Source organism: Vibrio mytili (assembly GCF_000830505.1).
Classification (GTDB): Bacteria; Pseudomonadota; Gammaproteobacteria; order Enterobacterales; family Vibrionaceae; genus Vibrio; species Vibrio mytili.
Window position 1 is genome coordinate 1 of record NZ_JXOK01000045.1, and the last position, 24,040, is coordinate 24,040.

Here is a 24,040-nt window from a genome sequence, read left to right on the forward strand (position 1 = left end):
GGATGCGCAGTATAGGGAGTTGAGAAATTAGCACAAGCGTTTTTTTCAAAAAAAAACCCAACCGAGCAAATAACAACCAATCCGTCTAAAAAGGTGGCAATACAAGCCGCTCAGAGCATTAATTTGGCTCACCAGCCTTTCCTCTATAGTTAACAGGGATAATTAACAGGTCTTATTCTACTGTGGAATTGGGCTGGCGTTACTTAATGTAAAGGTCACTTGAGAGGACAACTATTCCAGAGCAGCTAAAATGGAACAATGACTGGCGTCATCATTAATATGCCCACAACATGCATCGTTGATCTTCTTAAGCGCTAAACGAATCTTTGTTAGCTGATGAATTTTCTCATCGATAAGCTCTAACTTGGCTGTAGTGATTGCTTTCACTTCGGCGCAGCTGTGCTCTGTCGCTTCGAGTTTGATTTCCAATAGATCTTTAATCTCATCCAAGCTCAATCCAAGCTGTTTAGCCTTAAGAATAAAGTGAACCTGTTTTTGATTTTCCTCATTATAGAGGCGATAACCAGATTCACTTCGCTTAGCAGGTCGAATCAATTCATTTTTTTCGTAGAAACGCAATGTATCAGCCGTTACACCACAGCGTTTTGCTAACTCACCTATCTGAAACATAACTTCCTCTATTAACTATCTCGTTACTTTTGAAGTCAAAGTTAGAGATTTTTGCAATTATTTTTGAGATGCCAAACGATTGCGCGAGCTTTTTTGTAATAAATTAGTTAGAATACGCGCCATCAAATGCTGGAGACTGTTTTAGACAGAAACATCATAAAAGGTCTTTACCAAAACTGGCCAATATTTTACCCATATGAGGTAAAAACAAGTTCATTTTTGGCAAACATCTTTAACTCCCGTGAATTTGAGGAAAATGGAAGCATGAACAACGCTCGCCCTATTCGCCGTGCGCTAATCAGCGTATCAGACAAAACAGGTATTGTTGAGTTTGCACAAGCTCTTGCTGAGCGCGGTGTCGATATCCTATCTACTGGTGGTACAGCTCGTCTACTAGCTGAACAAGGCATTGCAGTAACTGAAGTATCTGACTACACAGGTTTCCCAGAAATGATGGACGGCCGCGTCAAAACGCTTCACCCGAAAGTTCATGGTGGTGTGCTAGGTCGCCGCGGTCAAGATGATGACGTGATGGAAAAGCACGGCATTAACCCAATCGATATGGTTGTCGTTAACCTATACCCATTCGCTGAAACCGTTGCTAAAGACAGCTGCACTCTGGCTGACGCAGTAGAAAACATTGACATCGGCGGCCCAACTATGGTTCGCTCTGCTGCGAAAAACCACAAAGACGTAACCATCGTTGTTAATGCTCACGATTACGATCGCGTAATTGCTGAAATGGATTCTAACGACAAGTCTCTTACTTTAGAAACACGTTTCGACCTTGCCATTGCCGCATTTGAACATACTGCTTCCTACGATGGCATGATTGCTAACTACTTCGGCACTATGGTTCCATCTTATGGCGAGAACAAAGAAGGCGACGAAGAGTCAAAGTTCCCTCGCACTTTCAACCAGCAGTTCGAAAAGAAACAAGATATGCGCTACGGTGAAAACAGCCACCAGGCAGCTGCATTCTACGTAGAATCTAATCCAGAAGAAGCATCGGTTTCAACTGCACGCCAAATCCAAGGCAAAGCCCTTTCTTACAACAACATCGCGGACACCGATGCAGCACTTGAGTGTGTCAAAGAGTTCGACGAGCCAGCATGTGTGATAGTAAAACACGCGAACCCATGTGGCGTTGCTCTAGGTAAAGATATTCTAGAAGCATATAACCGTGCTTACCAAACAGACCCAACATCAGCGTTCGGTGGCATCATCGCATTCAACCAGGAATTAGATGCAGAAACAGCAAAAGCTATCGTAGAGCGTCAATTCGTTGAGGTAATTATCGCACCTTCTGTGTCTGCAGCCGCCGTCGAAGTGGTTGCAGCCAAGAAAAACGTTCGACTACTTGAGTGTGGCGAATGGACGACTAAAACGACTGGCTTCGATATTAAACGTGTAAACGGTGGTCTACTGGTTCAAGACCGTGATCAAGGTATGGTGAGTTTGGATGACCTTAAAGTGGTATCTAAACGTCAACCAACTGAAGAAGAGCTAAAAGATGCTCTATTCTGCTGGAAAGTCGCGAAGTTTGTAAAATCCAATGCGATTGTTTACGCAAAAGGCGATATGACAATTGGTGTTGGTGCGGGCCAAATGAGCCGCGTGTATTCAGCAAAAATTGCAGGCATTAAGGCTGCAGATGAAGGTTTAGAAGTTGCAGGCAGCGTAATGGCCTCAGATGCATTCTTCCCATTCCGTGACGGTATTGATGCAGCAGCGGAAGCGGGCATAAAATGTGTGATTCAACCGGGTGGTTCTATGCGTGATGATGAAGTTATCGCAGCAGCAGACGAGCATAATATGGCGATGATCTTTACTGGCATGCGTCACTTCCGCCACTAAGTACAGGTTACTATGCCCAACGGGCTGTTGATCGCCCTGCCACCAGCGCAGGGCCCAATAAAGAATGATTGTTTAAGGATAGTATCATGCAAGTTCTAGTAATCGGCGCAGGTGGCCGTGAACACGCACTCGGTTGGAAAGCCGCTCAAAATCCAGATGTTACCACTGTATTCGTGGCACCAGGTAACGCAGGTACAGCGCTTGAGCCCAAGCTAAAAAACGTCAATATTGACGTAGAAAACACTGCTGAGCTTGTTGCATTTGCGAAAGAGAACGCCATTGCGCTGACCATCGTTGGCCCTGAAGCACCACTTGTTATCGGTGTTGTGGATGCGTTTAATGAAGCGGGTCTACCTATTTTTGGTCCAACTCAAGCAGCGGCTCAGTTGGAAGGCTCAAAGGCATTTACGAAAGACTTTTTGGCTCGCCACAAAATCCCAACAGGCGCCTACGCTAACTTTACCGAAATTGAGCCAGCGTTGGCTTATGTACGTGAGCGAGGCGCACCGATCGTAGTAAAAGCAGACGGTTTAGCCGCGGGTAAAGGCGTTATTGTCGCCATGACGCTAGAAGAAGCGGAAGACGCAATCAAAGACATGCTGGCAGGCAACGCTTTTGGTGACGCAGGGAGTCGCGTCGTTATCGAAGAATTCCTAGACGGAGAAGAAGCAAGCTTCATCGTTATGGTTGATGGTGAGAACGTATTGCCTATGGCCACTAGCCAAGACCACAAACGTGTCGGTGACCAAGATACAGGTCCAAACACGGGCGGCATGGGCGCATACTCTCCAGCTCCAGTCGTAACTCCAGAGATTCATAACCGTATCATGGATGAAGTCATCTATCCGACGGTACGTGGTATGGCGGCTGAAGGTCATCCATACACAGGTTTTCTTTACGCAGGTCTGATGATTGATAAAGATGGCACACCTAAAGTGATCGAATACAACTGTCGATTTGGTGACCCAGAGACTCAACCTATCATGATGCGAATGCAATCAGACTTGGTAGAACTTTGTCTGGCCGCTGTTGACAAGAAGCTGGATCAAATCGAATCGAAGTGGGATCCTCGTGCATCGATTGGCGTCGTTCTTGCTGCCGGTGGTTACCCAGCCGCGTACAACAAAGGTGATATTATTTCTGGCTTACCCCAAGCAGAAGTAGAAGGCGAAAAAATCTTCCATGCAGGTACGGAAAACAAAGAGGGCCATGTAGTAACGAATGGTGGCCGCGTCCTTTGTGCAACAGCATTGGGTAAAAGCGTTTCAGAAGCCCAGCAACGTGCCTATAAGCTTGCACAACAGATCAGCTGGGATGGTATGTTCCATCGCAACGATATCGGTTACCGTGCTATTGCTCGTGAAAAGCAGAAATAAAAACATCTGAGTAAATTAAGTTAAGAAGGCGCATCATGCGCCTTTTTTTATCGGTACATTCCCAATTCCCAGATGCGTAGCTCGGCTGGAATGATGAAGCGAGCGCTAATCTAGGTATTATTCAGAAATGAACTTGGGACGCGGCAAACAATCAAAGTTTTCATCATGGAGCAACAATAGTTCATCTACCGTAGCTTGGTTCCGTGACTCTTTACCAATAAATGCCAAGTAGCTTTCTATTGACGACAAACGGTCAATGACCACTTTTGGTAAAGCTTGACTCACCTCTAGCCTCTCGAGTTTGTCTCCCGAACACGTTTCAAATACGTCTCCGTCCCAATGCCCCTGTATTAAATGTTGTCCATTACGAGACTGCTCTTTACTCAATGCGATGACATGATTTGCTTCAGATTTGTATTTTTCTAACTGCTCGCGCTGTAAAGGCAGCACTTTATTGTTGACACGATACTGTTGATATACGGCGTCACCATCTTTGTTAAAGCGAATGTGGACTTGAAAAGGCACCAAGGTATCCTGATGAAAATCGGCTTGTTCACCCTTTCGAATCAACTCTCTTAACTCGCCTTGCTCCCAGCGATAATCGCTTTCATACCTGCCTTGCGCCCCCATAGAAACATGGTCAGCTGCCGAAATTGCTCGGTTAAATCGTTCGGTCGTCCAATATAAACTGCTGGTATCCCCCGCACTATTCCCACCAGAGAAATGAGTTAATGGTTCTAGGTTTTGTGTTTCAACAGATGAACAACCAAATAAGGAAAGACTAGAGAAAAGAATAGAAGTGAGTAGATGTTTTTTCATAAAATTGCACCGAGGCAGGATACCTCGGTGCATTTTAGCTTAGTTTACTGATTCTTTCAGTGCTTTACCTGCTACAAATGCAGGAACATTTGCTGCTGCAATTTGAATCTCATCGCCAGTCTTTGGATTACGACCAGTACGTGCAGCACGGTGGTTTACTTTGAATGTACCAAAACCAATTAGTTGAACTTGGTCACCCTCTTTTAGTGCGCCAGTTACACCTTCAAGAGTCGCTTCAAGAGCAGCTTTTGCTTGTGCTTTTGATAGGTCTGCTTTCTCTGCGATAAAGTCGATTAATTGGGTCTTGTTCATTAGGTTTCCCTTCTCATAGGTTATCGAATTCGTCTCACTCTAAAACATAAATGCCCCATCTGGCAAAGGTTTGTAGTCGATCTTTCGATTTTATGACGTACTTTTAGCCATAATATGAGTATTAACTCACAGTTTGTTACCAATTGAACTCCGAAACCCCTTGCTTTCCAAGCCTCTAGGACCAATTTATAAGACTGTTTTACAGCGATTATCGCGGTAAATTCATACTACATGAGGATATTCAAAGGCTACTATGCTGCTGCTATTTTTTTATATTTCGATTGCGATTGGCGTTTCGTTTATCTGTTCAGTATTGGAGGCTGTACTCCTCAGTATCAGCCCAAGCTATATTGCACAGCTCAAACAACAAGAGCACCCTGCGGCTGAACAACTGTCTAAGCTCAAGTCCGATATTGATCGGCCGCTCGCCTCAATTCTAACGCTCAACACTATTGCTCATACGATTGGAGCGCAACAGCTGGTGCCCAAGCTGCTGCCGTTTTTGGTAGTCAAGCGCTCGGAATTTTCTCGGCTGTACTTACGTTTGCTATTTTAGTTTTTTCTGAAATCGTCCCTAAAACGATTGGTGCGACCTACTGGCGACAGCTGGCTCCTACTGCCGCTATCTCATTACGCTGGATGGTATGGGCTTTAACTCCTTTCGTATGGTTTTCAGAACAAATAACCAAACGTCTGTCTCGCAATCACGAAGCACCGAAGATGCGTGATGAATTGTCCGCAATGGCTATTCTTGCTCGTGAAAGCGGTGAGTTTGCAGAAGGGGAATCTAAAATCCTTAGCAACCTTCTGGGAATTCAAAACGTACCCGTGACACAAGTTATGACTCCACGTCCCGTCGTATTTCGTGTCAATGCGACCAAAACGATTGATATGTTTTTAGAACAACATAAGGATACGCCGTTCTCGCGTCCACTGGTTTATAGTGAACAAAAAGATAACATCATCGGTTTTGTCCACCGCCTAGAACTGTTCAAGTTACAGCAGTCAGGTGAGGGGCATAAGCAGTTAGGTGCGGTCATGCGACCTATACAGGTAGTACTCAACAATACTTCACTACCAAAGGTTTTCGAGCAGATGATGACACATCGATTACAACTCACGCTTGTTGTCGATGAGTACGGTACGGTACAAGGGCTTGTCACGCTCGAAGATATTTTCGAGCACCTAGTGGGTGAGGAAATCATCGACGAAGCGGATAAGAGTACCGATATGCAAGAGCTGGCTTATCAACGCTGGGAAAAGTGGAAAGAGAAGCACGGCGTCATAGAAAGTCGTGATGACGACGAGGAAAGCAACGTCGAGCCCGCCGAAAAAGAGCAAGACGAACAAGAGTCAATAAAGACAGGAACACAATAGTCGGAATCTATCTCGGCTAAGCGAACACAAAAAAGGCATCCAACCGGATGCCTTTTAACATTACAGCGCAACACCAATGTTGCTGACACCTTCCTCACGCAGTTCTTCACGCAAGTCTTTAATTAAATTGATGTCACGCTCCGTCGTTTCACGCAATGGGCGGAAAATAGCCCACTGAATATCCCACTCGTCACATACTGCTTGGTTTTCTTTTTGGTTTTCGTTGGTGATCGGCTCACTGCCTTGCATCTGTTCGAGATCGACAACGGTTTGTATCGACTGCTGGCTCACTTTGAGCATTGAATCGAACAGGTAATCGCGATCCAACAGACCATGCAGCAGAGTAGATAGAGCTTGGCATGCATCCATTGCTGGATATACACCATAAAAATCAAACTCATCAGCGCTAGGAAATAACTCTTCTAATTTTTCTAACTGACGTTCAAAGTTCACTTTTGCACTCTTAACTGTCAGAATTTCCCATACACTATCAAGAATCGCTCGGTAAGCACGCGGTTCAGCAAATTCTGTAGTGTCACAAAACATCGCATAATTCGGATACATGCGTTCACACAGACACGCCATAAAGGTAATTTGTTGCCAAGGTTCTAGTTTTTCCAAACGAACCTGAAGAGGATTCTTAAGCATAGTTACTCAATCATTGAAGAAAAAAACAGCGAAAGTGTACTTGATTCATCACAGGGAAAAAAGTTAATGCCGCAGCCAAATAAGATTTTCCTGCTCTCTGAGCATCGTGACACCTACGAAACATTACTGACAGAAAAAAAACTGCCAGATCTTTGTATTACAGACAAGCCGTATGAAGCTCAAATTATACTGGCCGATCCTCCTTTGCTATCACAAAGGTTAGACGAATTTTCGCAACTTGAGTGGGTACAATCCACTTTTGCTGGGGTTAATGCCCTCATGTCTCGGGACTTACGTCAAGATTACACGTTAACCAACGTAAGAGGTATTTTTGGTCCTTTGATCGCTGAGTATGTGCTTGGGTATAGTATTGCACATTATCGTCACTTTCATCGCTACCATCAGCAACAGCAGAATAAACAATGGCAACCACACCTCTACACTTCATTGCGCGGCAAAACCATGGTGATTCTGGGCACGGGCAGTATTGGTTGTTATCTCAGTACTGCTGTGCAGTCGATGGGGATAAACACTATTGGAATCAATAGCACCGGCATTCCCACTGCTGGAGCAGAGTTTGGGCAAACATTTCACATCAATGAACTGACAAGTGCATTTAAACAAGCAGATATCGTAGTCAATACATTACCCAGTACACCACATACTCACCACCTATTGAATGAATCCACGCTAAGTCATCTCGAGCGGGCGTTACTGTTTAATGTTGGTCGAGGCGATGTATTGAACAATGAGGAGCTGCTTCTTGCTCTTGACAACTGCTGGGTAGAGCATGCTTTTCTCGATGTATTTGAACAAGAGCCCCTCGCAGAAACCCACCCTTTCTGGAGCTCGCCACAAGTGACCATCACACCACACATTGCGGCCCTAAGTTTCCCAGAACAAGTGAGCGAGATATTTGCCGATAATTATCTCGCTTGGCGAGATGGCTTCTCACTAAGACACCAGGTTGATTTCAACAAAGGATATTAGACCCTACATGTCACTCGCAGCATTGCTAAAACAAGTTAGAGCCTGTCAGATTTGCGCCAACGAGTTACCGTTGGGGGCAAATCCGGTCATTCAAGCAGGAAAAGAAGCCCGTCTACTGATTATCGGTCAAGCCCCAGGAACTCGGGTACATAAAACATCAATACCTTGGAATGATCCCAGCGGTGATCGACTGCGTCAATGGCTGGATATGGATAGAGAAATCTTCTATGACAAAAATAAAGTTGCCATTATACCCATGGGCTTCTGCTACCCTGGCAAAGGCGGCTCGGGTGATCTACCGCCACGTAAAGAATGTGCACCAGCTTGGCATCAAAAACTTCTGGAGCAGTTGCCAAATATTGAACTGACACTATTAATTGGCCAATATGCGCAGCAGTATTACCTGCCAACCCGTCCCAAAACCCTTACTCAGACCGTTCAACAATGGAAAGACTGGGAGCCAGACTTTATTCCGCTTCCCCACCCCTCTCCACGCAATACGTTATGGCTGAAGAAGAATCCTTGGTTTGAAACCGATGTGGTTCCCTATCTTCGACAACGAGTCCATTCGATGTTTTAGGTCACCAATGATCCAATTGCTTATTTATCTGTACAGGATAAAAAACACATAAAACAAAACACATTAACCGATTGTTAAATATAAAGTTATTATAAAATCGTGCAGCTCTATAAGTAATTAGATCATGGTAGGCCAAATACTGTAAGAGCTGTACACAAATAACTTTTAGGTAAAAAAATACCGACAATAAATGCCGGTATTGGATTTCGAATCATGTAAATTATTTGTGGTATGGTTTTGATAACTCGTGCACCGCTTCCACAAATACACCTGCATTTTCTGGTGGCACATCCAAATGAATCCCATGACCAAGATTAAATACATGGCCAGTGCCAGTATCGCCAAATCCTTCTAAAATACCCGCCACTTCTTCACGAATACGCTCAGGTGCAGCGTACAGCATGGATGGATCCATATTCCCCTGCAGAGCCACTTTATCACCGATACGTGCTTTAGCGTCGGCAATATTAATGGTCCAATCTAACCCAACCGCATCACAGCCTGTTGCGGCAATCTGCTCTAGCCACATACCACCATTCTTAGTAAATAGCGTCACAGGCACGCGGCGACCATCGTTTTCACGGATTAGACCATCAACAATTTTATGCATGTATTGCAGTGAGAATAGGTTGTAGTCACGAGGAGTCAGAACACCACCCCAAGTGTCAAATATCATGACAGATTGTGCACCTGCTTTAATTTGCGCATTGAGGTAATCAATCACGCTGTCTGCAAGCTTATCAAGCAAAAGGTGCAGAGTTTGCGGCTCAGCGTACATCATCTTCTTAATCTTAGTGAAGGCTTTGGAACTGCTCCCCTCTACCATATATGTGGCTAATGTCCATGGACTACCAGAAAAGCCGATCAATGGAACTTCACCTTGCAAGTCTTTACGAATTTGACGTACCGCATTCATAACATATTGCAACTCACCTTCAGGATCGGGCAAGCCAATTTTCTCTACGTCCGCCTTACAAGTGATTGGGTTGTCAAACACTGGCCCTTCACCTGCAGCAAAGCGCAAGCCAAGACCCATTGCATCTGGGATGGTTAAGATATCAGAGAACAAGATCGCAGCATCAAGCGGAAAACGGCGTAGTGGTTGAAGGGTTACTTCAGAAGCCAGTTCCGCGTTCTTACACAAAGACATGAAATCACCGGCTTGCGCACGTGTTGCTTTGTATTCAGGAAGGTAACGACCAGCCTGACGCATCATCCATACTGGCGTGTAATCCACAGGCTCTTTAAGCAGTGCGCGTAGATAACGATCATTTTTTAATTCAGTCATTCCGTATTTCCAACTAGTTAGGCTTTCTGAGAAAGCCACCATTCTATCACTGATTTAAGGTCAATAGCTGTGTGCTTTGCAACCTGGATCAAGTTATTAACTTTTAAATCAATGCTTAATTTGCACCCAATCCATAACAGTGTTAAAAATTTGTTCGCTAGCGAAAACTACAATTATAAACTGAGTACCCAGTACTCAGCATCTCATAACGACATCTTACTTACCCCCTCCCTCTCGGAGGGTTTTTTTTACTTATTTTCCAAGACACCCATTTCGATATCTTGCAAAGTTCGTTCGATCAGCGCGCGTGCAATGGTGCCCTCTGGCGCTACAGGAGGCATTTCTTCGGTGCTAAACCACTGAGCATCAGATAGCTCAGTATAATCAGGACTTAACTCTCCCGATTCATAGTCCGCTAAGAAAGCCATCATCATATTCGTTGGGAATGCCCACGGCTGACTACCAAAATAGCGTATGTTTTTTACCCTTACGCCCGTTTCTTCGTGGATTTCACGTGCAACGCACTCTTCCAGTGTTTCCCCAACCTCAAGAAAACCAGCGATAACCGTATACATCCCACTACGGTGCCTAGGGTGTTGAGCCAATAGGATTTTATTCTCTTTACGCACTGCAACAATGATGCATGGAAAGATCCGTGGGTAATGTAATGTACGACATTCTCCGCATTGCATCGCTAGCTGGTTATTATTGAGAAAATTTCGTCCCCCGCACAAGGGGCAAAAACGAAGACTTTGCGTCATATGCCCATATTGAACGGCTTTACTCAATAAGAGGAACAATGGCTCAGGGAAATGTAAACACTCTCGCAGCGAGACCAAGGGCAGATCATGTTCAAGATCAGAAACATTAACCCACATCACTGGATATTGTTGATATTCCCCAATTTTCTGTGCGCTTTTTTCCGGCAACGATAACTGGTTCGCAGAACCAAATGGCAAAGTGTCATCCACCAGCCACAGATCACTTCCCATCACAACACACCAGTAGGCATTCTCTACACGGTTTACATCACCTTTTCTTACCATGACACTATCCCTTTGCTTGAAGTTCATTCATTTTACTGGCAATCTAATTTCACACTAGAGTTTATCGTTACTCAAATTAACAATGATAAATTCTCGTAAGGACAAGAGTTTGTAACTATTTTACTAACTTTGCGAAGCAAAGGACACGTTCGCCACAGGCGATGAGATCATGAGGGCATGGTCATGCTAAAAAAATTCAAACAAACACAAGACCAGTGGGGCGGCTCAAGTGACGTCATTGATCATTGGTTAGAAACTCGACAATCACTGATAGTCGAATACTGTAAGCTTGCAGCACTGCAACCTTGTTCGAAAACCAACGTCATTGAGTTGCCGACGCCAGCAGAATTACAAAACTTCTGCCAACACTTAGTTGACTACATCTCTGAAGGGCATTTCAAAATATACGATATGGTCATGGATCGTTGGAAAGCCACTGGCTTTATCGTCACTGATGATATCAATCAAACTTATGGTCAAATCGTCTTAACTACAGACCCTCTACTGAACTTTAACGATAAGTACTCTGAAGTAAGTGAAGAGGATGAACTGGATGAATTCGATTCGGATATGTCGCTCATTGGAGAAATTCTAGAAACGCGATTTGAAGTGGAAGATCAATTGATCCAACAAATTGCTGAGAGTCTGTCGATGCCACCTGGGGCATAGTGATTCCCTATACGTGCGTATTGATATGAAATAGACTGACAGGTAACCGTCAGTCTTTTTTTTACCGTTAATCCGGTGAATATGGTGAACAAGATAACACTGGATCAAACGGTATTAAAAAAGGCACCCTAAGGTGCCTTTTTAGCTTTTCACGATAAACTCGTTCGACTTACTCTTCTGAAGAGAAGCCTGCGTTTAGAAGTGCAGCTAGGTTATCTGTTGCTTGTTCAGCAGAAGGACCTTCTTGCGCTTCAGAACGTTTCGCTTGACGCTCTTGGTGGTATGCGAAACCAGTACCAGCTGGGATCAGACGACCAACAATAACGTTCTCTTTCAGACCACGTAGATCATCACGCTTACCAGAAACCGCAGCTTCAGTTAGTACGCGAGTTGTCTCCTGGAACGATGCCGCAGAGATGAACGATTCAGTCGCTAGAGATGCTTTAGTGATACCTAGAAGCTCACGCTCGAAACGTGCAGGCTCTTTGCCTTCTGCTTCTAGATTACGGTTAGCAATCTTAACTTGTGAGTATTCAATTTGCTCACCTGGTAAGAACTCAGAATCACCAGAGAAAGTAATCGTACACTTACGTAGCATTTGACGAACGATAGTTTCAATGTGCTTATCGTTAATCTTAACGCCTTGCAGACGGTAAACTTCCTGTACTTCGTTTGCGATGTACTGAGTCACTGCGTGCACGCCACGTAGACGAAGAATGTCATGTGGAGACTCTGGACCATCAGCGATCACATCACCGCGCTCAACTTTTTCACCTTCGAAGACGTTAAGCTGACGATGTTTAGGGATCATCTCTTCGTATGCTTCACCGCTTTCGCGAGTGATCACTAGGCGACGCTTACCTTTCGTCTCTTTACCAAAGCTCACTGTACCAGTGTGCTCTGCAAGGATCGCAGGCTCTTTAGGTTTACGAGCTTCGAACAAGTCAGCAACGCGTGGAAGACCACCGGTGATATCTTTGTTACCGCCAGACTTCTGAGGAATACGTGCTAGTGTCGCACCTACGCCTACTGCTGCGCCATCTTCGATATTTACAATCGCTTTACCCGGTAGGAAGTAGTGAGCTGGCATATCAGTACCAGGGATCATTACATCGTTACCTTGCTCGTCAACAAGTTTGATAGCTGGACGCATATCTTTACCTGCTGATGGACGAGCGGCAGGGTCAGTTACTTCGCTTGAAGATAGACCTGTTAGGTCATCTGTTTGACGAGATACTGTTACGCCGTCGATCATGTCTACGAACTGGATACGACCTGCTACCTCAGTAATGATAGGTAGTGTGTGCGCTTCCCAGTTTGCAACTGTTTCGCCAGCTTGAACGGTATCACCATCGCCTTTGCTTAGTAACGTACCGTAAGGCAGTTTGTGTTTCTCTTTAGTACGACCAAACTCATCAATGATAGTTAGCTCTGTCGCACGAGAAGTGATAACAATCTTGCCGTCATCTGCCACTACTGACTTAGCGTTGTGTAGCTTGATAGAACCGTTGTTCTTAACTTGAACACTGTTCTCAGCCGCCGCTGTCGATGCTGCACCACCGATGTGGAACGTACGCATGGTAAGCTGTGTACCCGGTTCACCGATAGACTGAGCAGCGATAACACCTACAGCCTCACCTTGGTTCACTAGGTGACCACGTGCAAGGTCACGACCGTAACACTGTGCACAACAACCGAAGTCAGAATCACAAGTAACTACAGAACGCACTTTCATGCTGTCTACTGAGTTCTCTTCCATGATTTGACACCACTTCTCATCGATCAGGGTGTTACGTGGAATAAGAACATCGTCAGTACCAGGTTTTAGAACGTCTTCAGCAACAACACGGCCAAGTGCTAGCTCAGACAGTGCAACTTTAACATCACCACCCTCGATATGAGGCATCATGTCAACACCCTCATGAGTGCCACAGTCATGTTCAGTTACAACAACGTCTTGAGCAACGTCTACTAGACGACGAGTTAGGTAACCCGAGTTCGCTGTTTTCAGTGCCGTATCCGCAAGACCCTTACGAGCACCGTGCGTTGAGATAAAGTACTGAAGTACGTTTAGGCCTTCTTTAAAGTTCGCTGTGATCGGCGTTTCGATGATTGAACCATCTGGACGCGCCATCAGACCACGCATACCAGCAAGCTGACGAATCTGTGCTGCAGAACCACGAGCACCTGAGTCCGCCATCATGTAGATGCTGTTGAACGACTCTTGCTGTTCCTCTTCACCGTCACGGTTAACTACCGTTTCAGATGATAGGTTCTCCATCATTGCTTTCGCAACGCGGTCGTTGGTCGATGCCCAGATATCGATAACTTTGTTGTAGCGCTCGCCCGCAGTAACAAGACCTGATTGGTACTGTTCCTGGATTTCACGTACTTCTTCTTCCGCTTCAGCGATTTCAGTGTACTTAGCTGGCGGTACAACCATATCGTCGATACCAACAGATACACCAGATAGTGCCGCGTAAGCAAAACCTGCGTACATGATTTGGTCAGCGAAGATAACTGTGTCTTTAAGACCTAGCTTACGGTACGCCTCGTTAAGTAGGTTAGAGATTTGCTTCTTACCTAGCTTTTGGTTAACGATGCTGTACGGTAGGCCAGATGGGACGATTTGCCATAGCATTGCACGACCGATAGTGGTATCAACCATACCAGTATTTGTTGTGCTATTGCCGTCTTCGTCAACTACTGTTTCAGTAATACGTACTTTAACGCGTGCATGAAGTTCAGCTTGTTTAGTGCGGTATGCTTTCTCAGCCTCTGCTGGGCCAGAAAGGTACATGCCTTCACCTTTCACGTTGATCTTTTCACGAGTCATGTAGTACAGACCCAATACAACGTCCTGAGAAGGTACGATGATCGGATCACCTGACGCTGGCGACAGAATGTTGTTTGTCGACATCATCAGAGTACGAGCTTCAAGCTGTGCCTCTAGCGTTAGAGGTACGTGAACCGCCATTTGGTCACCATCGAAGTCCGCGTTGTACGCCGCACACACAAGTGGGTGTAGCTGAATCGCTTTACCTTCGATTAGTACTGGTTCAAACGCCTGGATACCGAGACGGTGAAGTGTCGGTGCACGGTTCAATAGTACTGGGTGTTCACGGATGACTTCGTCCAAGATATCCCAAACAACCGCTTCTTCACGCTCTACCATTTTCTTCGCAGCTTTGATTGTAGTCGCAAGACCACGAGTCTCTAGCTTGCTGTAGATGAATGGTTTGAATAGCTCAAGTGCCATCTTCTTAGGAAGACCACACTGGTGCAGACGAAGGTATGGACCTACTGTGATTACAGAACGGCCAGAGTAGTCTACACGTTTACCTAGAAGGTTCTGACGGAAACGACCTTGTTTACCCTTGATCATATCAGCAAGAGATTTCAGAGGACGCTTATTCGAACCTGTGATCGCACGACCACGACGACCGTTATCTAGTAGCGCATCAACAGACTCTTGCAGCATACGTTTTTCGTTACGTACGATGATGTCCGGAGCTGCTAGCTCTAGAAGACGCTTCAAACGGTTGTTACGGTTGATCACACGACGGTATAGATCGTTTAGATCAGATGTTGCAAAGCGACCGCCATCTAGAGGTACTAGAGGACGTAGATCTGGCGGAAGTACAGGCAGTACTGTCAGGATCATCCACTCAGGGTTGTTGCCCGAAGAGATGAATGCTTCTACCAGCTTAAGACGCTTAGTGACTTTCTTACGCTTAGTTTCAGAGTTTGTCGACTCTAGCTCTTCGCGCATTTGCTCTACTTCAGCGTGCATGTCCATAGAACCTAGTAGGTCCTTGATAGCTTCTGCACCCATCTTAGCAGTGAACTCGTCGCCCCACTCTTCTAGACGGTCTAGATACTCTTCTTCAGTTAGCATCTGACTTTTTTCTAGATCAGTCATACCTGGCTCAGTTACTACGTACATTTCGAAGTAAAGAACACGTTCGATATCACGTAGCGGGATATCCATTAGTAGACCGATACGAGACGGTAACGATTTTAGGAACCAGATGTGAGCTACTGGCGAAGCAAGTTCAATGTGGCCCATACGGTCACGACGAACTTTAGTTTGTGTAACTTCTACACCACACTTCTCACAGATAACACCACGGTGCTTCAGGCGCTTGTATTTACCACAAAGACACTCGTAGTCTTTAACTGGACCAAAAATACGCGCACAGAACAGACCATCGCGTTCAGGTTTGAACGTACGATAGTTGATCGTTTCAGGTTTTTTAACTTCACCGAAAGACCATGAACGAATCATGTCTGGTGAAGATAGACCGATTTTGATTGCATCAAACTCTTCGGTCTTATGCTGTGCTTTTAGAAAGTTTAATAAGTCTTTCACAATCAGCTCCTGTAAGGAGTTAAAAGCAGCCAGCCAAGCGCTAGCTGCTTTCTACCAGATAATCACTTTTCTCAAATGAGAAAGGGATTACTCTTCGTCTTCTAGCTCGATGTTGATACCTAGCGAGCGGATCTCTTTCAACAATACGTTGAACGATTCTGGCATGCCAGGTTCCATGCTGTGGCTTCCGTCTACGATGTTTTTGTACATCTTAGTACGGCCGTTAACGTCATCCGACTTAACAGTTAGCATTTCTTGTAGAGTGTAGGCAGCACCGTATGCTTCTAGTGCCCATACTTCCATCTCACCGAAACGCTGACCACCGAACTGAGCTTTACCACCAAGTGGTTGCTGAGTTACTAGGCTGTACGAACCAGTTGAACGAGCGTGCATCTTGTCATCAACAAGGTGGTTCAGTTTCAGCATGTACATGTAACCAACAGTTACAGGACGCTCAAACGCATCACCTGTGCGACCATCAAACAGCGTTAACTGACCTGATGTTGGTAGGTCTGCTAGCTCAAGAAGTGCTTTGATTGACTCTTCAGGAGCACCATCAAACACAGGCGTCGCAATTGGTAGACCGCCACGCAAGTTCTTAATCAGCGTACGTACTTCATCATCAGACAGAGAAGCAATATCTACTTTCTGGCGAGTATCGCTAGATCGTAAACTTTCTGTAAGAACTCACGGAATTTCGCTAGCTCTTGCTGCTCTTTAACCATCTGGTTGATCTTGTCACCGATACCTTTCGCTGCCAGACCTAAGTGAACTTCTAGGATCTGACCGATGTTCATACGCGAAGGTACACCCAGTGGGTTAAGTACGATGTCTACAGGCTGACCTTTTTCATCGTATGGCATGTCTTCAACAGGGTTGATCTTAGAGATTACACCCTTGTTACCGTGACGACCCGCCATCTTATCACCAGGCTGAATGCGACGTTTAACCGCTAGGTAAACCTTAACGATCTTCAGTACGCCAGGTGCGAGATCATCACCTTGAGTGATCTTACGACGCTTAGTTTCGAACTTCTTATCGAAGTCAGCTTTTAGCTCGTCCCACTGCTCAGCAAGTTGCTCTAGCTGAGTTTGCAGTGCATCATCTTCAAGTGTTAGCTCTAGCCACTTCTTGCGCTCTGTAGACTCTAGCTTCGCTTCAGAGTAACCGCCGTCGATCAATACAGCTTTCACGCGGTTTAGAAGGCCACCCTCAAGAATCTGGAACTCTTCAGTTAGGTCTTTCTTCGCTTCTTTCAGCTGCATTTGCTCGATTTCAAGCGCACGCTTGTCTTTTTCTACGCCATCGCGAGTAAAGACTTGAACGTCGATAATCGTACCTGATACAGAGTTAGGTACACGCAGTGAAGTATCTTTAACATCCGATGCTTTTTCACCGAAGATCGCACGTAGTAGCTTCTCTTCAGGCGTTAGCTGAGTTTCACCTTTAGGCGTTACTTTACCAACTAGGATGTCACCACCCTTCACTTCAGCACCAATGTAAACGATACCTGACTCGTCTAGTTTAGACAGAGCAGACTCACCTACGTTTGGAATATCCGCTGTGATTTCTTCGGAACCCAGCTTCGTATCACGCGCCACACAAGTCAGTTCTTGAATGTGGATCGTCGTGAATCGGTCTTCTTGCACTACGCGCTCAGATACTAAGATCGAGTCTTCGAAGTTGTAACCGTTCCAAGGCATGAACGCGATACGCATGTTTTGACCAAGCGCTAGCTCACCAAGGTCTGTTGAAGGACCATCAGCAAGTACGTCACCACGTGATACAGGTTCACCTGGCATCACACATGGGCGCTGGTTAATACATGTGTTCTGGTTAGAACGGGTGTACTTAGTCAGGTTGTAGATGTCAATACCTGCTTCACCAGGAACAAGCTCTTCTTCGTTGACTTTCACCACGATACGAGAAGCATCTACAGACTGGATGACACCACCACGTTTAGCAACGGCAGTTACACCTGAGTCAACCGCTACGTTACGTTCGATACCAGTACCTACAAGCGGCTTATCCGCTTTCAGTGTTGGAACGGCCTGACGTTGCATGTTCGCACCCATCAATGCACGGTTCGCATCATCGTGTTCTAGGAACGGGATAAGCGATGCAGCGATAGATACAACCTGGTTTGTCGCAACGTCCATGTACTGAGCGTGCTCACGAGGGTGTAGACCAGATTCACCTTTCTGACGAGCTGTGATCAGTTCATCGGCAAACGTGCCTTCTTCAGTCAACGCAGCGTTAGCCTGTGCGATAACGAATTGGCCTTCTTCGATTGCAGATAGGTAATCAACTTCGTCTGTTACAACGCCATCTACAACGCGACGGTATGGCGTCTCTAGGAAACCGTACTCGTTACAACGCGCAAACGCAGATAGAGAGTTGATCAGACCGATGTTTGGACCTTCAGGCGTTTCGATAGGACATAGACGGCCGTAGTGAGTTACGTGTACGTCTCGAACTTCGAAGCCAGCACGTTCACGAGTCAGACCACCAGGACCCAATGCAGAAATACGACGCTTGTGCGTAACTTCTGATAGCGGGTTGTTTTGGTCCATGAACTGTGAAAGTTGTGAAGAGCCAAAGAATTCTTTAACAGCTGCAGAAATTGGCTTCGCATTGATCAGATCTTGCGGCATAACAGCATCCAGATCGCCTAGACTTAGACGCTCTTTAACTGCACGCTCGACACGAACTAGACCGACACGGAATTGGTTCTCAGCCATTTCGCCTACAGAACGGATACGACGGTTGCCTAGGTGGTCGATATCATCAACTTCACCAATGCCGTTACGGATCGCGATCAGCTTCTTCATCACTTCGATGATGTCTGTTTCATCAAGTGTGCCTTGCTCTAGAGCATCTTCACGACCGATAGAGCTGTTAAACTTCATACGACCTACAGTCGATAGATCGTAACGCTCTTCAGAGAAGAATAGGCTTTCGAATAGTGCTTCTGCAGCTTCTTTTGTTGGCGGCTCACCAGGGCGCATCATGCGGTAGATTTCTACCAATGCAGAAATACGATCAACAGTGCTGTCAATGCGTAACGTTTCTGACATGAATGGACCGTGGTCTAGATCGTTCGTAAATAGAACTTCTAGCGCTTTGTGACCGGCCTGAGATAGGTTCGCTAGTGCCTCCAGGCTGATTTCCTGGTTAGCATTAACAATGATCTCGCCCGTTGCTTCGTTGATGTAATCTTTCGATGCAACTTTACCAACGATGTACTCAACGGGTACTTCGATGTGATCAACGCCATCTTTTTCTAGCTGACGAATATGACGAGCCGTTACACGACGACCTTGCTCAACGTAAACTTTACCGTCCGCTTCGATATCGAATGACGCAGTTTCACCACGTAGACGGTCTGGAACCAACTCCATCAGTAGAGTTTGGTCTTTCACTTCAAAGTTCACTTTTTCGAAGAAGAGCTCAAGGATTTCTTCAGTCGATTTACCTAGTGCACGAAGGATGATTGATGCTGGTAGCTTACGACGGCGGTCGATACGAACGTACAGGTTATCCTTAGGATCAAACTCGAAATCAAGCCATGAACCACGGTAAGGAATAACACGCGCGTTGTATAGAACTTTACCTGATGAGTGGGTCTTACCCTTATCGCTGTCGAAGAACACGCCTGGGCTTCGGTGCAGCTGGGATACGATAACCCTCTCGGTACCGTTGATTACGAAGGTACCATTGTCTGTCATGAGCGGAATTTCACCCATGTAGACTTCTTGTTCTTTAATGTCTTTTACAGTACCTGCTGGTGCGTCTTTATCAAAGATAACTAGACGTAGTTTTACGCGTAGTGGCTTTGAGTAAGTTACACCGCGGATTTGACATTCTTTAACGTCAAAAACTGGCTCACCAAGACGGTAGCTAACGTATTGCAGCTCAGAATTGCCGTTGTAGCTCTGAATTGGAAATACAGAACGGAAAGCAGCTTCAAGACCGTATTGACCTTCAGGATCCTGTTCGATGAATTTGTCGAACGAATCGAGCTGGATCGATAGCAGGTATGGAATGTCCAAAACTTGTGGACGAGTACCAAAGTCCTTACGGATGCGCTTTTTCTCGGTATAAGAGTAAACCATGGGGTTCCTCAGCTCGCTGATAAGTGACCCAAACTGTCCGCCCACACCTAGTTACTTAAGGGGGGTAAGGGACAGTGACTAATATAGCTGTTTACTGTAGTGACATTTCATTTCGTAAGAATGAAATGTTTTTTGCATGGGTAAAAGGCGCTTAAACAGCGGGAAAATTCGCCTATACCCTACAGCGCAAAAAGGCCGGTGGTTAAAAAACCACCAGCCAGTTAGCCGTTAGGCTAAGAAACTATGCAATAATTACTTAACAGCAACAGTTGCACCAGCTTCTTCTAGCTGAGCTTTAAGAGCTTCAGCTTCTGCTTTTTCAACACCTTCTTTAAGAGGTGCTGGAGCGCCGTCTACAAGAGCTTTAGCTTCTTTAAGACCTAGGCCAGTTGCGCCACGTACTGCTTTGATTACAGCAACTTTGTTACCGCCAGCAGCTTCTAGGATTACGTCAAATTCAGTTTGCTCAGCAGCAGCTTCGCCACCAGCAGCGCCGCCAGCTACAACAGCAGCTGCAGCAGAAACACCGAATTTCTCTTCCATTGCTTCGATTAGTTCAACAACTTGCATTACAGACATTTCTGCAACTGCGTCTAGGATTTGCTCGTTAGTAATAGACATAACAATTCTCTTTTAAGTCAACAATAAGTTTATTAAGCAACCAGTAAAAAGCAAGGCTTATGCCGCTGCTTCTTGTTTTTGATCGCGGATAGCTGCGATAGTACGCGCCAGCTTGCCAGCAGAAGCTTCTTTCATGCACATCATTAGGCGTGCAATTGCTTCGTCGTAAGTTGGTAGTGTTGCTAGTACTTCAGCGTCAGTTAGAGCGCCTTCAAATGCAGCAGCTTTGATCTCGAAATCTTTGTTCTCTTTAGCGAAGTCTTTAAAAAGACGCGCTGCGGCACCTGGGTGCTCATTAGAGAATGCGATTAGCGTAGGACCAGTGAAAGTGTCAGTTAGACACTCGTACTCAGTACCTTCAACCGCACGACGAGCAAGAGTGTTACGAACAACTCTCATGTAAACACCCGCTTCACGAGCTTGTTTACGTAGAGAAGTCATCGCGCCAACTTGAACGCCACGAGAATCAGCTACAACTGCAGAAAGTGCACCACTGGCAGCTTCGTTGACTTCAGCAACAATTGCTTTTTTGTCTTGAAGGTTTAAAGCCATCTTGGATTTACTCCTGGTTGTCGTTACACCACTCACTATCATCACGACAGTGAGAGCTATTGAGGTGCTTCCCCAGAAGAAAGTTAACTATATTACATAGAGCTTTCTGTCAGTTCGGGCACCATCTACGTAGGATAATTAAGCTTGTTTTTACACAAACACCTACGGTCTTGGACGGAGACTGGGTCTTAATTCATTTCGAACTAGGAGACAGTTCAAAGAACCAAAGTTCAGCCCCAACCACAAATATTAGGCGCAAAATTATACACAAATTTTGCGCCTAAGCAAATAAATTATGCTTGAGTGTTCAGGCTAGCCTGATCAACAGCAACACCAGCACCCATCGTAGTAGAGATGCTTACTTTCTTCAGGAAAGTACCTTTCGCAGAAGATGGCTTAGCTTTCTTCAGAGCAACTAGAAGTGATTCTAGGTTCTCTTTGATCTGCTCAGCAGAGAAGTTTGCTTTACCGATAGTAGTGTGGATGATGCCGTTTTTGTCGTTACGGTAACGAACCTGACCAGCTTTAGCGTTTTTAACTGCTTCAGCAACGTTAGGAGTTACAGTACCAACTTTAGGGTTTGGCATAAGACCGCGAGGACCTAGGATAGTACCTAGTTGACCTACAACGCGCATTGCATCTGGAGAAGCAACAACTACGTCAAAGTTCATTTCGCCTTTCTTAACTTGCTCAGCAAGATCTTCCATACCTACGATGTCTGCGCCAGCTTCTTTAGCTGCTTCAGCGTTAGCACCTTGAGTGAACACTGCAACGCGGATTTCGCGGCCAGTACCGTGAGGTAGTACAGTTGCACCACGCACGTTCTGGTCAGATTTACGAGCATCGATGCCTAGGTTAACAGCAACATCTACAGACTCAACAAATTTAGCAGTTGCAAGCTCTTGAAGAAGAGCAACAGCTTCGTTGATTTCGTATTCTTTAGTTACGTCAACTTTTTCGCGAATAACGCGCATACGCTTAGTTAGTTTTGCCATCTTATTAACCCTCTACCACTAGGCCCATTGAACGAGCAGTACCTGCGATAGAACGCTTCATCGCTTCGATATCAGCACCAGTCATATCGGCAGCTTTAGTTTCTGCGATTTCTTGGATTTGAGCGTCAGTTACAGTGCCCACTTTTTCAGTGTTTGGACGACCTGAACCAGACTTAACGCCAGCAGCTTTCTTAAGAAGAACAGCAGCAGGTGGAGTCTTAGTTACGAACGTGAAAGAACGGTCGCTGTATACAGTGATAACTACTGGAGTTGGTAGACCTTTCTCGATAGATTCTGTTTTTGCGTTGAACGCTTTACAGAATTCCATGATGTTCACACCGTGTTGACCTAGAGCAGGACCAACTGGTGGACTTGGGTTCGCAGCGCCAGCAGCAACTTGTAGCTTGATGTAAGCTTCAACTTTCTTAGCCATGATATTTCCTAAAGTTTGGGTTCTAACGCTAGTCTGCTGACCAGCTCCCCGTTTACGTAAAAACTTTTCACTTCACGATAAGCAAAAAGGCGCGAAATTATAGTCATAATCCGCGCCTTATACAACCCTAAAAAGGTGATTTTTTATACTCTTTAAACAAGAGTCTTAGTCCAGCTTTTCAACCTGACCAAATTCAAGCTCAACTGGCGTCGCACGACCAAAGATCGAGACAGACACTTTCAAGCGGCTCTTCTCATAATCCACTTCTTCAACGGTACCGTTGAAATCAGCGAACGGACCTTCGTTAACACGTACCACTTCACCCGCTTCGTACATAGTACGTGGACGAGGAGCTTCACTCGCTTTTTCAAGACGATTAAGAATCGCATCCGCTTCTTTATCGGTGATAGGTGCAGGGCGGTCTGAGGTACCACCAATGAAGCCCATGACACGCGGCACACTACGTACTAGGTGCATGATTCATCGTTCATAATCATCTGAACAAGGACGTAGCCAGGGAAGAACTTACGCTCAGATTTGCGACGTTGGCCCGCACGCATTTCTACCACTTCTTCAGTCGGTACCAGTACTTCACCGAAGAACTCTTCCATGCCGTGCATTTTGATATGCTCGCGCAAAGATTGAGCCACACGACCTTCAAATCCAGAGAAGGCTTGAACCACATACCAGCGTTTTTTTGGAGCTTCACTCATGAATTAAAACCCTCTATACCCCAGTCGCTAGAGCTACTAGACGAACCATAATTCCGTCAATACCCCATAGCACTAGAGCCATTACAATACTTACAGCTAAAACGATCAGTGTTGTTTGCATGGTTTCTTGACGCGTAGGCCAAACAACTTTACGAACTTCCATACGAGATTCTTTTGCAAAACTGATCGCTGCTTTACCTTTAGTCGTTGTTGCTGCAACGCCAAGAGCGGCGGCAATCAAAACAACAACGCCTGCAGCACGAATTACTACAGACATTTCACCATACAGGTAATTACCCACAACAGCGGCAGCTGCCAATACGAAAGCGGCAATCCACTTAAACGTATCTGCTGCGTTTGAGCTATCAGGAGTTTCAGCATTATTCGCTTTCATAAACCAACCTGTTACAAGTCTTAATATAGACGACAACAACCCCGCTGTTGCAGGGCAAACTCCATATCGCTGAAAAAATCAGCGAACTCCTCTTAAGATTAAGCCGCTTTGGCTCATCTTGCTCTACACTCAACCCACTTATGAGTAATAAAACAGCAAAAATTATGTTGAGTGCAGAAAAAGGGCATCAAATGATGCCCTTTTTGCTACTGGTTCGTCAAATCTAATTCAAGATTTTCCGAAAGCATTCGCT

At 45.5% G+C, this 24,040-nt stretch carries 17 protein-coding genes and 3 pseudogenes; 6 read left to right on the forward strand and 14 right to left on the reverse strand.

Annotation, left to right across the window (positions count from 1 at the left end):
* Positions 1 to 231: 231 nt before the first annotated feature.
* The gene (zntR, locus tag SU60_RS11935; protein WP_041155699.1) at positions 232 to 630 is read right to left on the reverse strand and encodes a Zn(2+)-responsive transcriptional regulator; all 399 of its coding nucleotides are present in this window, start codon (positions 628 to 630) and stop codon (positions 232 to 234) included.
* 264 nt (positions 631 to 894) lie between these two features.
* On the opposite strand from zntR, the gene purH reads away from it, so the two are divergent.
* Both purH and purD read left to right on the forward strand, forming a co-directional pair.
* The gene (gene purH / locus SU60_RS11940) at positions 895 to 2,487 is read left to right on the forward strand and encodes a bifunctional phosphoribosylaminoimidazolecarboxamide formyltransferase/IMP cyclohydrolase (RefSeq protein WP_041155710.1); all 1,593 of its coding nucleotides are present in this window, start codon (positions 895 to 897) and stop codon (positions 2,485 to 2,487) included.
* Positions 2,488 to 2,573: 86 nt separating this feature from the next.
* Positions 2,574 to 3,863, forward strand: a complete 1,290-nt coding sequence (purD, locus tag SU60_RS11945) for a phosphoribosylamine--glycine ligase (RefSeq protein WP_041155700.1) — start codon at positions 2,574 to 2,576, stop codon at positions 3,861 to 3,863.
* A gap of 117 nt (positions 3,864 to 3,980) precedes the next feature.
* Here the strand turns inward: purD and SU60_RS11950 are convergent, their stop codons facing one another.
* Positions 3,981 to 4,682, reverse strand: coding sequence for a DUF1481 domain-containing protein (locus tag SU60_RS11950; RefSeq protein ID WP_041155701.1), 702 nt, complete (start codon positions 4,680 to 4,682; stop codon positions 3,981 to 3,983).
* Positions 4,683 to 4,721: 39 nt separating this feature from the next.
* Positions 4,722 to 4,994: a nucleoid-associated protein HU-alpha gene (hupA, locus tag SU60_RS11955; RefSeq protein ID WP_005433627.1), complete on the reverse strand. Its 273-nt coding sequence runs from the start codon at positions 4,992 to 4,994 to the stop codon at positions 4,722 to 4,724.
* Positions 4,995 to 5,247: 253 nt separating this feature from the next.
* Here hupA and SU60_RS11960 point away from each other — a divergent pair.
* Positions 5,248 to 6,371 (forward strand): annotated as a pseudogene (locus SU60_RS11960) (CNNM domain-containing protein).
* A gap of 60 nt (positions 6,372 to 6,431) precedes the next feature.
* Here SU60_RS11960 and SU60_RS11965 read toward each other — a convergent pair.
* Positions 6,432 to 7,019 (reverse strand): YjaG family protein, encoded by a 588-nt coding sequence (locus tag SU60_RS11965; protein ID WP_041155702.1) that lies wholly within the window; start codon positions 7,017 to 7,019, stop codon positions 6,432 to 6,434.
* A gap of 66 nt (positions 7,020 to 7,085) precedes the next feature.
* Here SU60_RS11965 and SU60_RS11970 point away from each other — a divergent pair, with 66 nt between their 5' ends.
* Both SU60_RS11970 and SU60_RS11975 read left to right on the forward strand, forming a co-directional pair.
* Complete coding sequence (locus tag SU60_RS11970; protein WP_041155703.1) at positions 7,086 to 8,009, forward strand: D-2-hydroxyacid dehydrogenase; 924 nt, start codon at positions 7,086 to 7,088, stop codon at positions 8,007 to 8,009.
* A gap of 7 nt (positions 8,010 to 8,016) precedes the next feature.
* On the forward strand, positions 8,017 to 8,589 hold the full coding sequence (locus SU60_RS11975; RefSeq protein ID WP_041155704.1) for a uracil-DNA glycosylase family protein: 573 nt from the start codon (positions 8,017 to 8,019) through the stop codon (positions 8,587 to 8,589).
* Between the two features lie 220 nt (positions 8,590 to 8,809).
* Here the strand turns inward: SU60_RS11975 and hemE are convergent, their stop codons facing one another.
* The gene (gene hemE / locus SU60_RS11980; RefSeq protein ID WP_041155705.1) at positions 8,810 to 9,877 is read right to left on the reverse strand and encodes a uroporphyrinogen decarboxylase; all 1,068 of its coding nucleotides are present in this window, start codon (positions 9,875 to 9,877) and stop codon (positions 8,810 to 8,812) included.
* Between the two features lie 248 nt (positions 9,878 to 10,125).
* The gene (gene nudC / locus SU60_RS11985) at positions 10,126 to 10,923 is read right to left on the reverse strand and encodes an NAD(+) diphosphatase (RefSeq protein ID WP_041155706.1); all 798 of its coding nucleotides are present in this window, start codon (positions 10,921 to 10,923) and stop codon (positions 10,126 to 10,128) included.
* A gap of 177 nt (positions 10,924 to 11,100) precedes the next feature.
* On the opposite strand from nudC, the gene SU60_RS11990 reads away from it, so the two are divergent.
* On the forward strand, positions 11,101 to 11,592 hold the full coding sequence (locus tag SU60_RS11990; RefSeq protein WP_041155707.1) for an Rsd/AlgQ family anti-sigma factor: 492 nt from the start codon (positions 11,101 to 11,103) through the stop codon (positions 11,590 to 11,592).
* A gap of 169 nt (positions 11,593 to 11,761) precedes the next feature.
* Here the strand turns inward: SU60_RS11990 and rpoC are convergent, their stop codons facing one another.
* The 8 genes and pseudogenes from rpoC to secE form a co-directional block, all read right to left on the reverse strand.
* Positions 11,762 to 15,964, reverse strand: a complete 4,203-nt coding sequence (gene rpoC / locus SU60_RS11995) for a DNA-directed RNA polymerase subunit beta' (RefSeq protein WP_041155708.1) — start codon at positions 15,962 to 15,964, stop codon at positions 11,762 to 11,764.
* A gap of 87 nt (positions 15,965 to 16,051) precedes the next feature.
* Positions 16,052 to 20,079: pseudogene (rpoB, locus tag SU60_RS12000) on the reverse strand (DNA-directed RNA polymerase subunit beta).
* Positions 20,080 to 20,331: 252 nt separating this feature from the next.
* A complete protein-coding gene (rplL, locus tag SU60_RS12005; protein WP_005397273.1) occupies positions 20,332 to 20,700 on the reverse strand; it encodes a 50S ribosomal protein L7/L12 in 369 nt (122 codons plus the stop codon).
* Positions 20,701 to 20,757: 57 nt separating this feature from the next.
* Entirely contained in the window at positions 20,758 to 21,252 is a 495-nt protein-coding gene (gene rplJ, locus SU60_RS12010) for a 50S ribosomal protein L10 (protein ID WP_005382538.1), read from the reverse strand.
* A gap of 293 nt (positions 21,253 to 21,545) precedes the next feature.
* Complete coding sequence (rplA, locus tag SU60_RS12015; RefSeq protein WP_005440557.1) at positions 21,546 to 22,247, reverse strand: 50S ribosomal protein L1; 702 nt, start codon at positions 22,245 to 22,247, stop codon at positions 21,546 to 21,548.
* 4 nt (positions 22,248 to 22,251) lie between these two features.
* The gene (rplK, locus tag SU60_RS12020; RefSeq protein ID WP_005440554.1) at positions 22,252 to 22,680 is read right to left on the reverse strand and encodes a 50S ribosomal protein L11; all 429 of its coding nucleotides are present in this window, start codon (positions 22,678 to 22,680) and stop codon (positions 22,252 to 22,254) included.
* Between the two features lie 165 nt (positions 22,681 to 22,845).
* Positions 22,846 to 23,393: pseudogene (gene nusG, locus SU60_RS12025) on the reverse strand (transcription termination/antitermination protein NusG).
* Positions 23,394 to 23,406: 13 nt separating this feature from the next.
* The gene (secE, locus tag SU60_RS12030) at positions 23,407 to 23,787 is read right to left on the reverse strand and encodes a preprotein translocase subunit SecE (protein ID WP_041155709.1); all 381 of its coding nucleotides are present in this window, start codon (positions 23,785 to 23,787) and stop codon (positions 23,407 to 23,409) included.
* Positions 23,788 to 24,040 lie beyond the last annotated feature (253 nt).

Bases quoted from the DNA above. Each gene is read 5' to 3' on its own strand.
- zntR (WP_041155699.1), bottom strand. From the start codon at position 630: ATGTTTCAGATAGGTGAGTTAGCAAAACGCTGTGGTGTAACGGCTGAT.
- purH (WP_041155710.1), top strand. From the start codon at position 895: ATGAACAACGCTCGCCCTATTCGCCGTGCGCTAATCAGCGTATCAGAC.
- purD (WP_041155700.1), top strand. From the start codon at position 2,574: ATGCAAGTTCTAGTAATCGGCGCAGGTGGCCGTGAACACGCACTCGGT.
- SU60_RS11950 (WP_041155701.1), bottom strand. From the start codon at position 4,682: ATGAAAAAACATCTACTCACTTCTATTCTTTTCTCTAGTCTTTCCTTA.
- hupA (WP_005433627.1), bottom strand. From the start codon at position 4,994: ATGAACAAGACCCAATTAATCGACTTTATCGCAGAGAAAGCAGACCTA.
- SU60_RS11965 (WP_041155702.1), bottom strand. From the start codon at position 7,019: ATGCTTAAGAATCCTCTTCAGGTTCGTTTGGAAAAACTAGAACCTTGG.
- SU60_RS11970 (WP_041155703.1), top strand. From the start codon at position 7,086: ATGCCGCAGCCAAATAAGATTTTCCTGCTCTCTGAGCATCGTGACACC.
- SU60_RS11975 (WP_041155704.1), top strand. From the start codon at position 8,017: ATGTCACTCGCAGCATTGCTAAAACAAGTTAGAGCCTGTCAGATTTGC.
- hemE (WP_041155705.1), bottom strand. From the start codon at position 9,877: ATGACTGAATTAAAAAATGATCGTTATCTACGCGCACTGCTTAAAGAG.
- nudC (WP_041155706.1), bottom strand. From the start codon at position 10,923: ATGGTAAGAAAAGGTGATGTAAACCGTGTAGAGAATGCCTACTGGTGT.
- SU60_RS11990 (WP_041155707.1), top strand. From the start codon at position 11,101: ATGGTCATGCTAAAAAAATTCAAACAAACACAAGACCAGTGGGGCGGC.
- rplL (WP_005397273.1), bottom strand. From the start codon at position 20,700: ATGTCTATTACTAACGAGCAAATCCTAGACGCAGTTGCAGAAATGTCT.
- rplJ (WP_005382538.1), bottom strand. From the start codon at position 21,252: ATGGCTTTAAACCTTCAAGACAAAAAAGCAATTGTTGCTGAAGTCAAC.
- rplA (WP_005440557.1), bottom strand. From the start codon at position 22,247: ATGGCAAAACTAACTAAGCGTATGCGCGTTATTCGCGAAAAAGTTGAC.
- rplK (WP_005440554.1), bottom strand. From the start codon at position 22,680: ATGGCTAAGAAAGTTGAAGCTTACATCAAGCTACAAGTTGCTGCTGGC.
- secE (WP_041155709.1), bottom strand. From the start codon at position 23,787: ATGAAAGCGAATAATGCTGAAACTCCTGATAGCTCAAACGCAGCAGAT.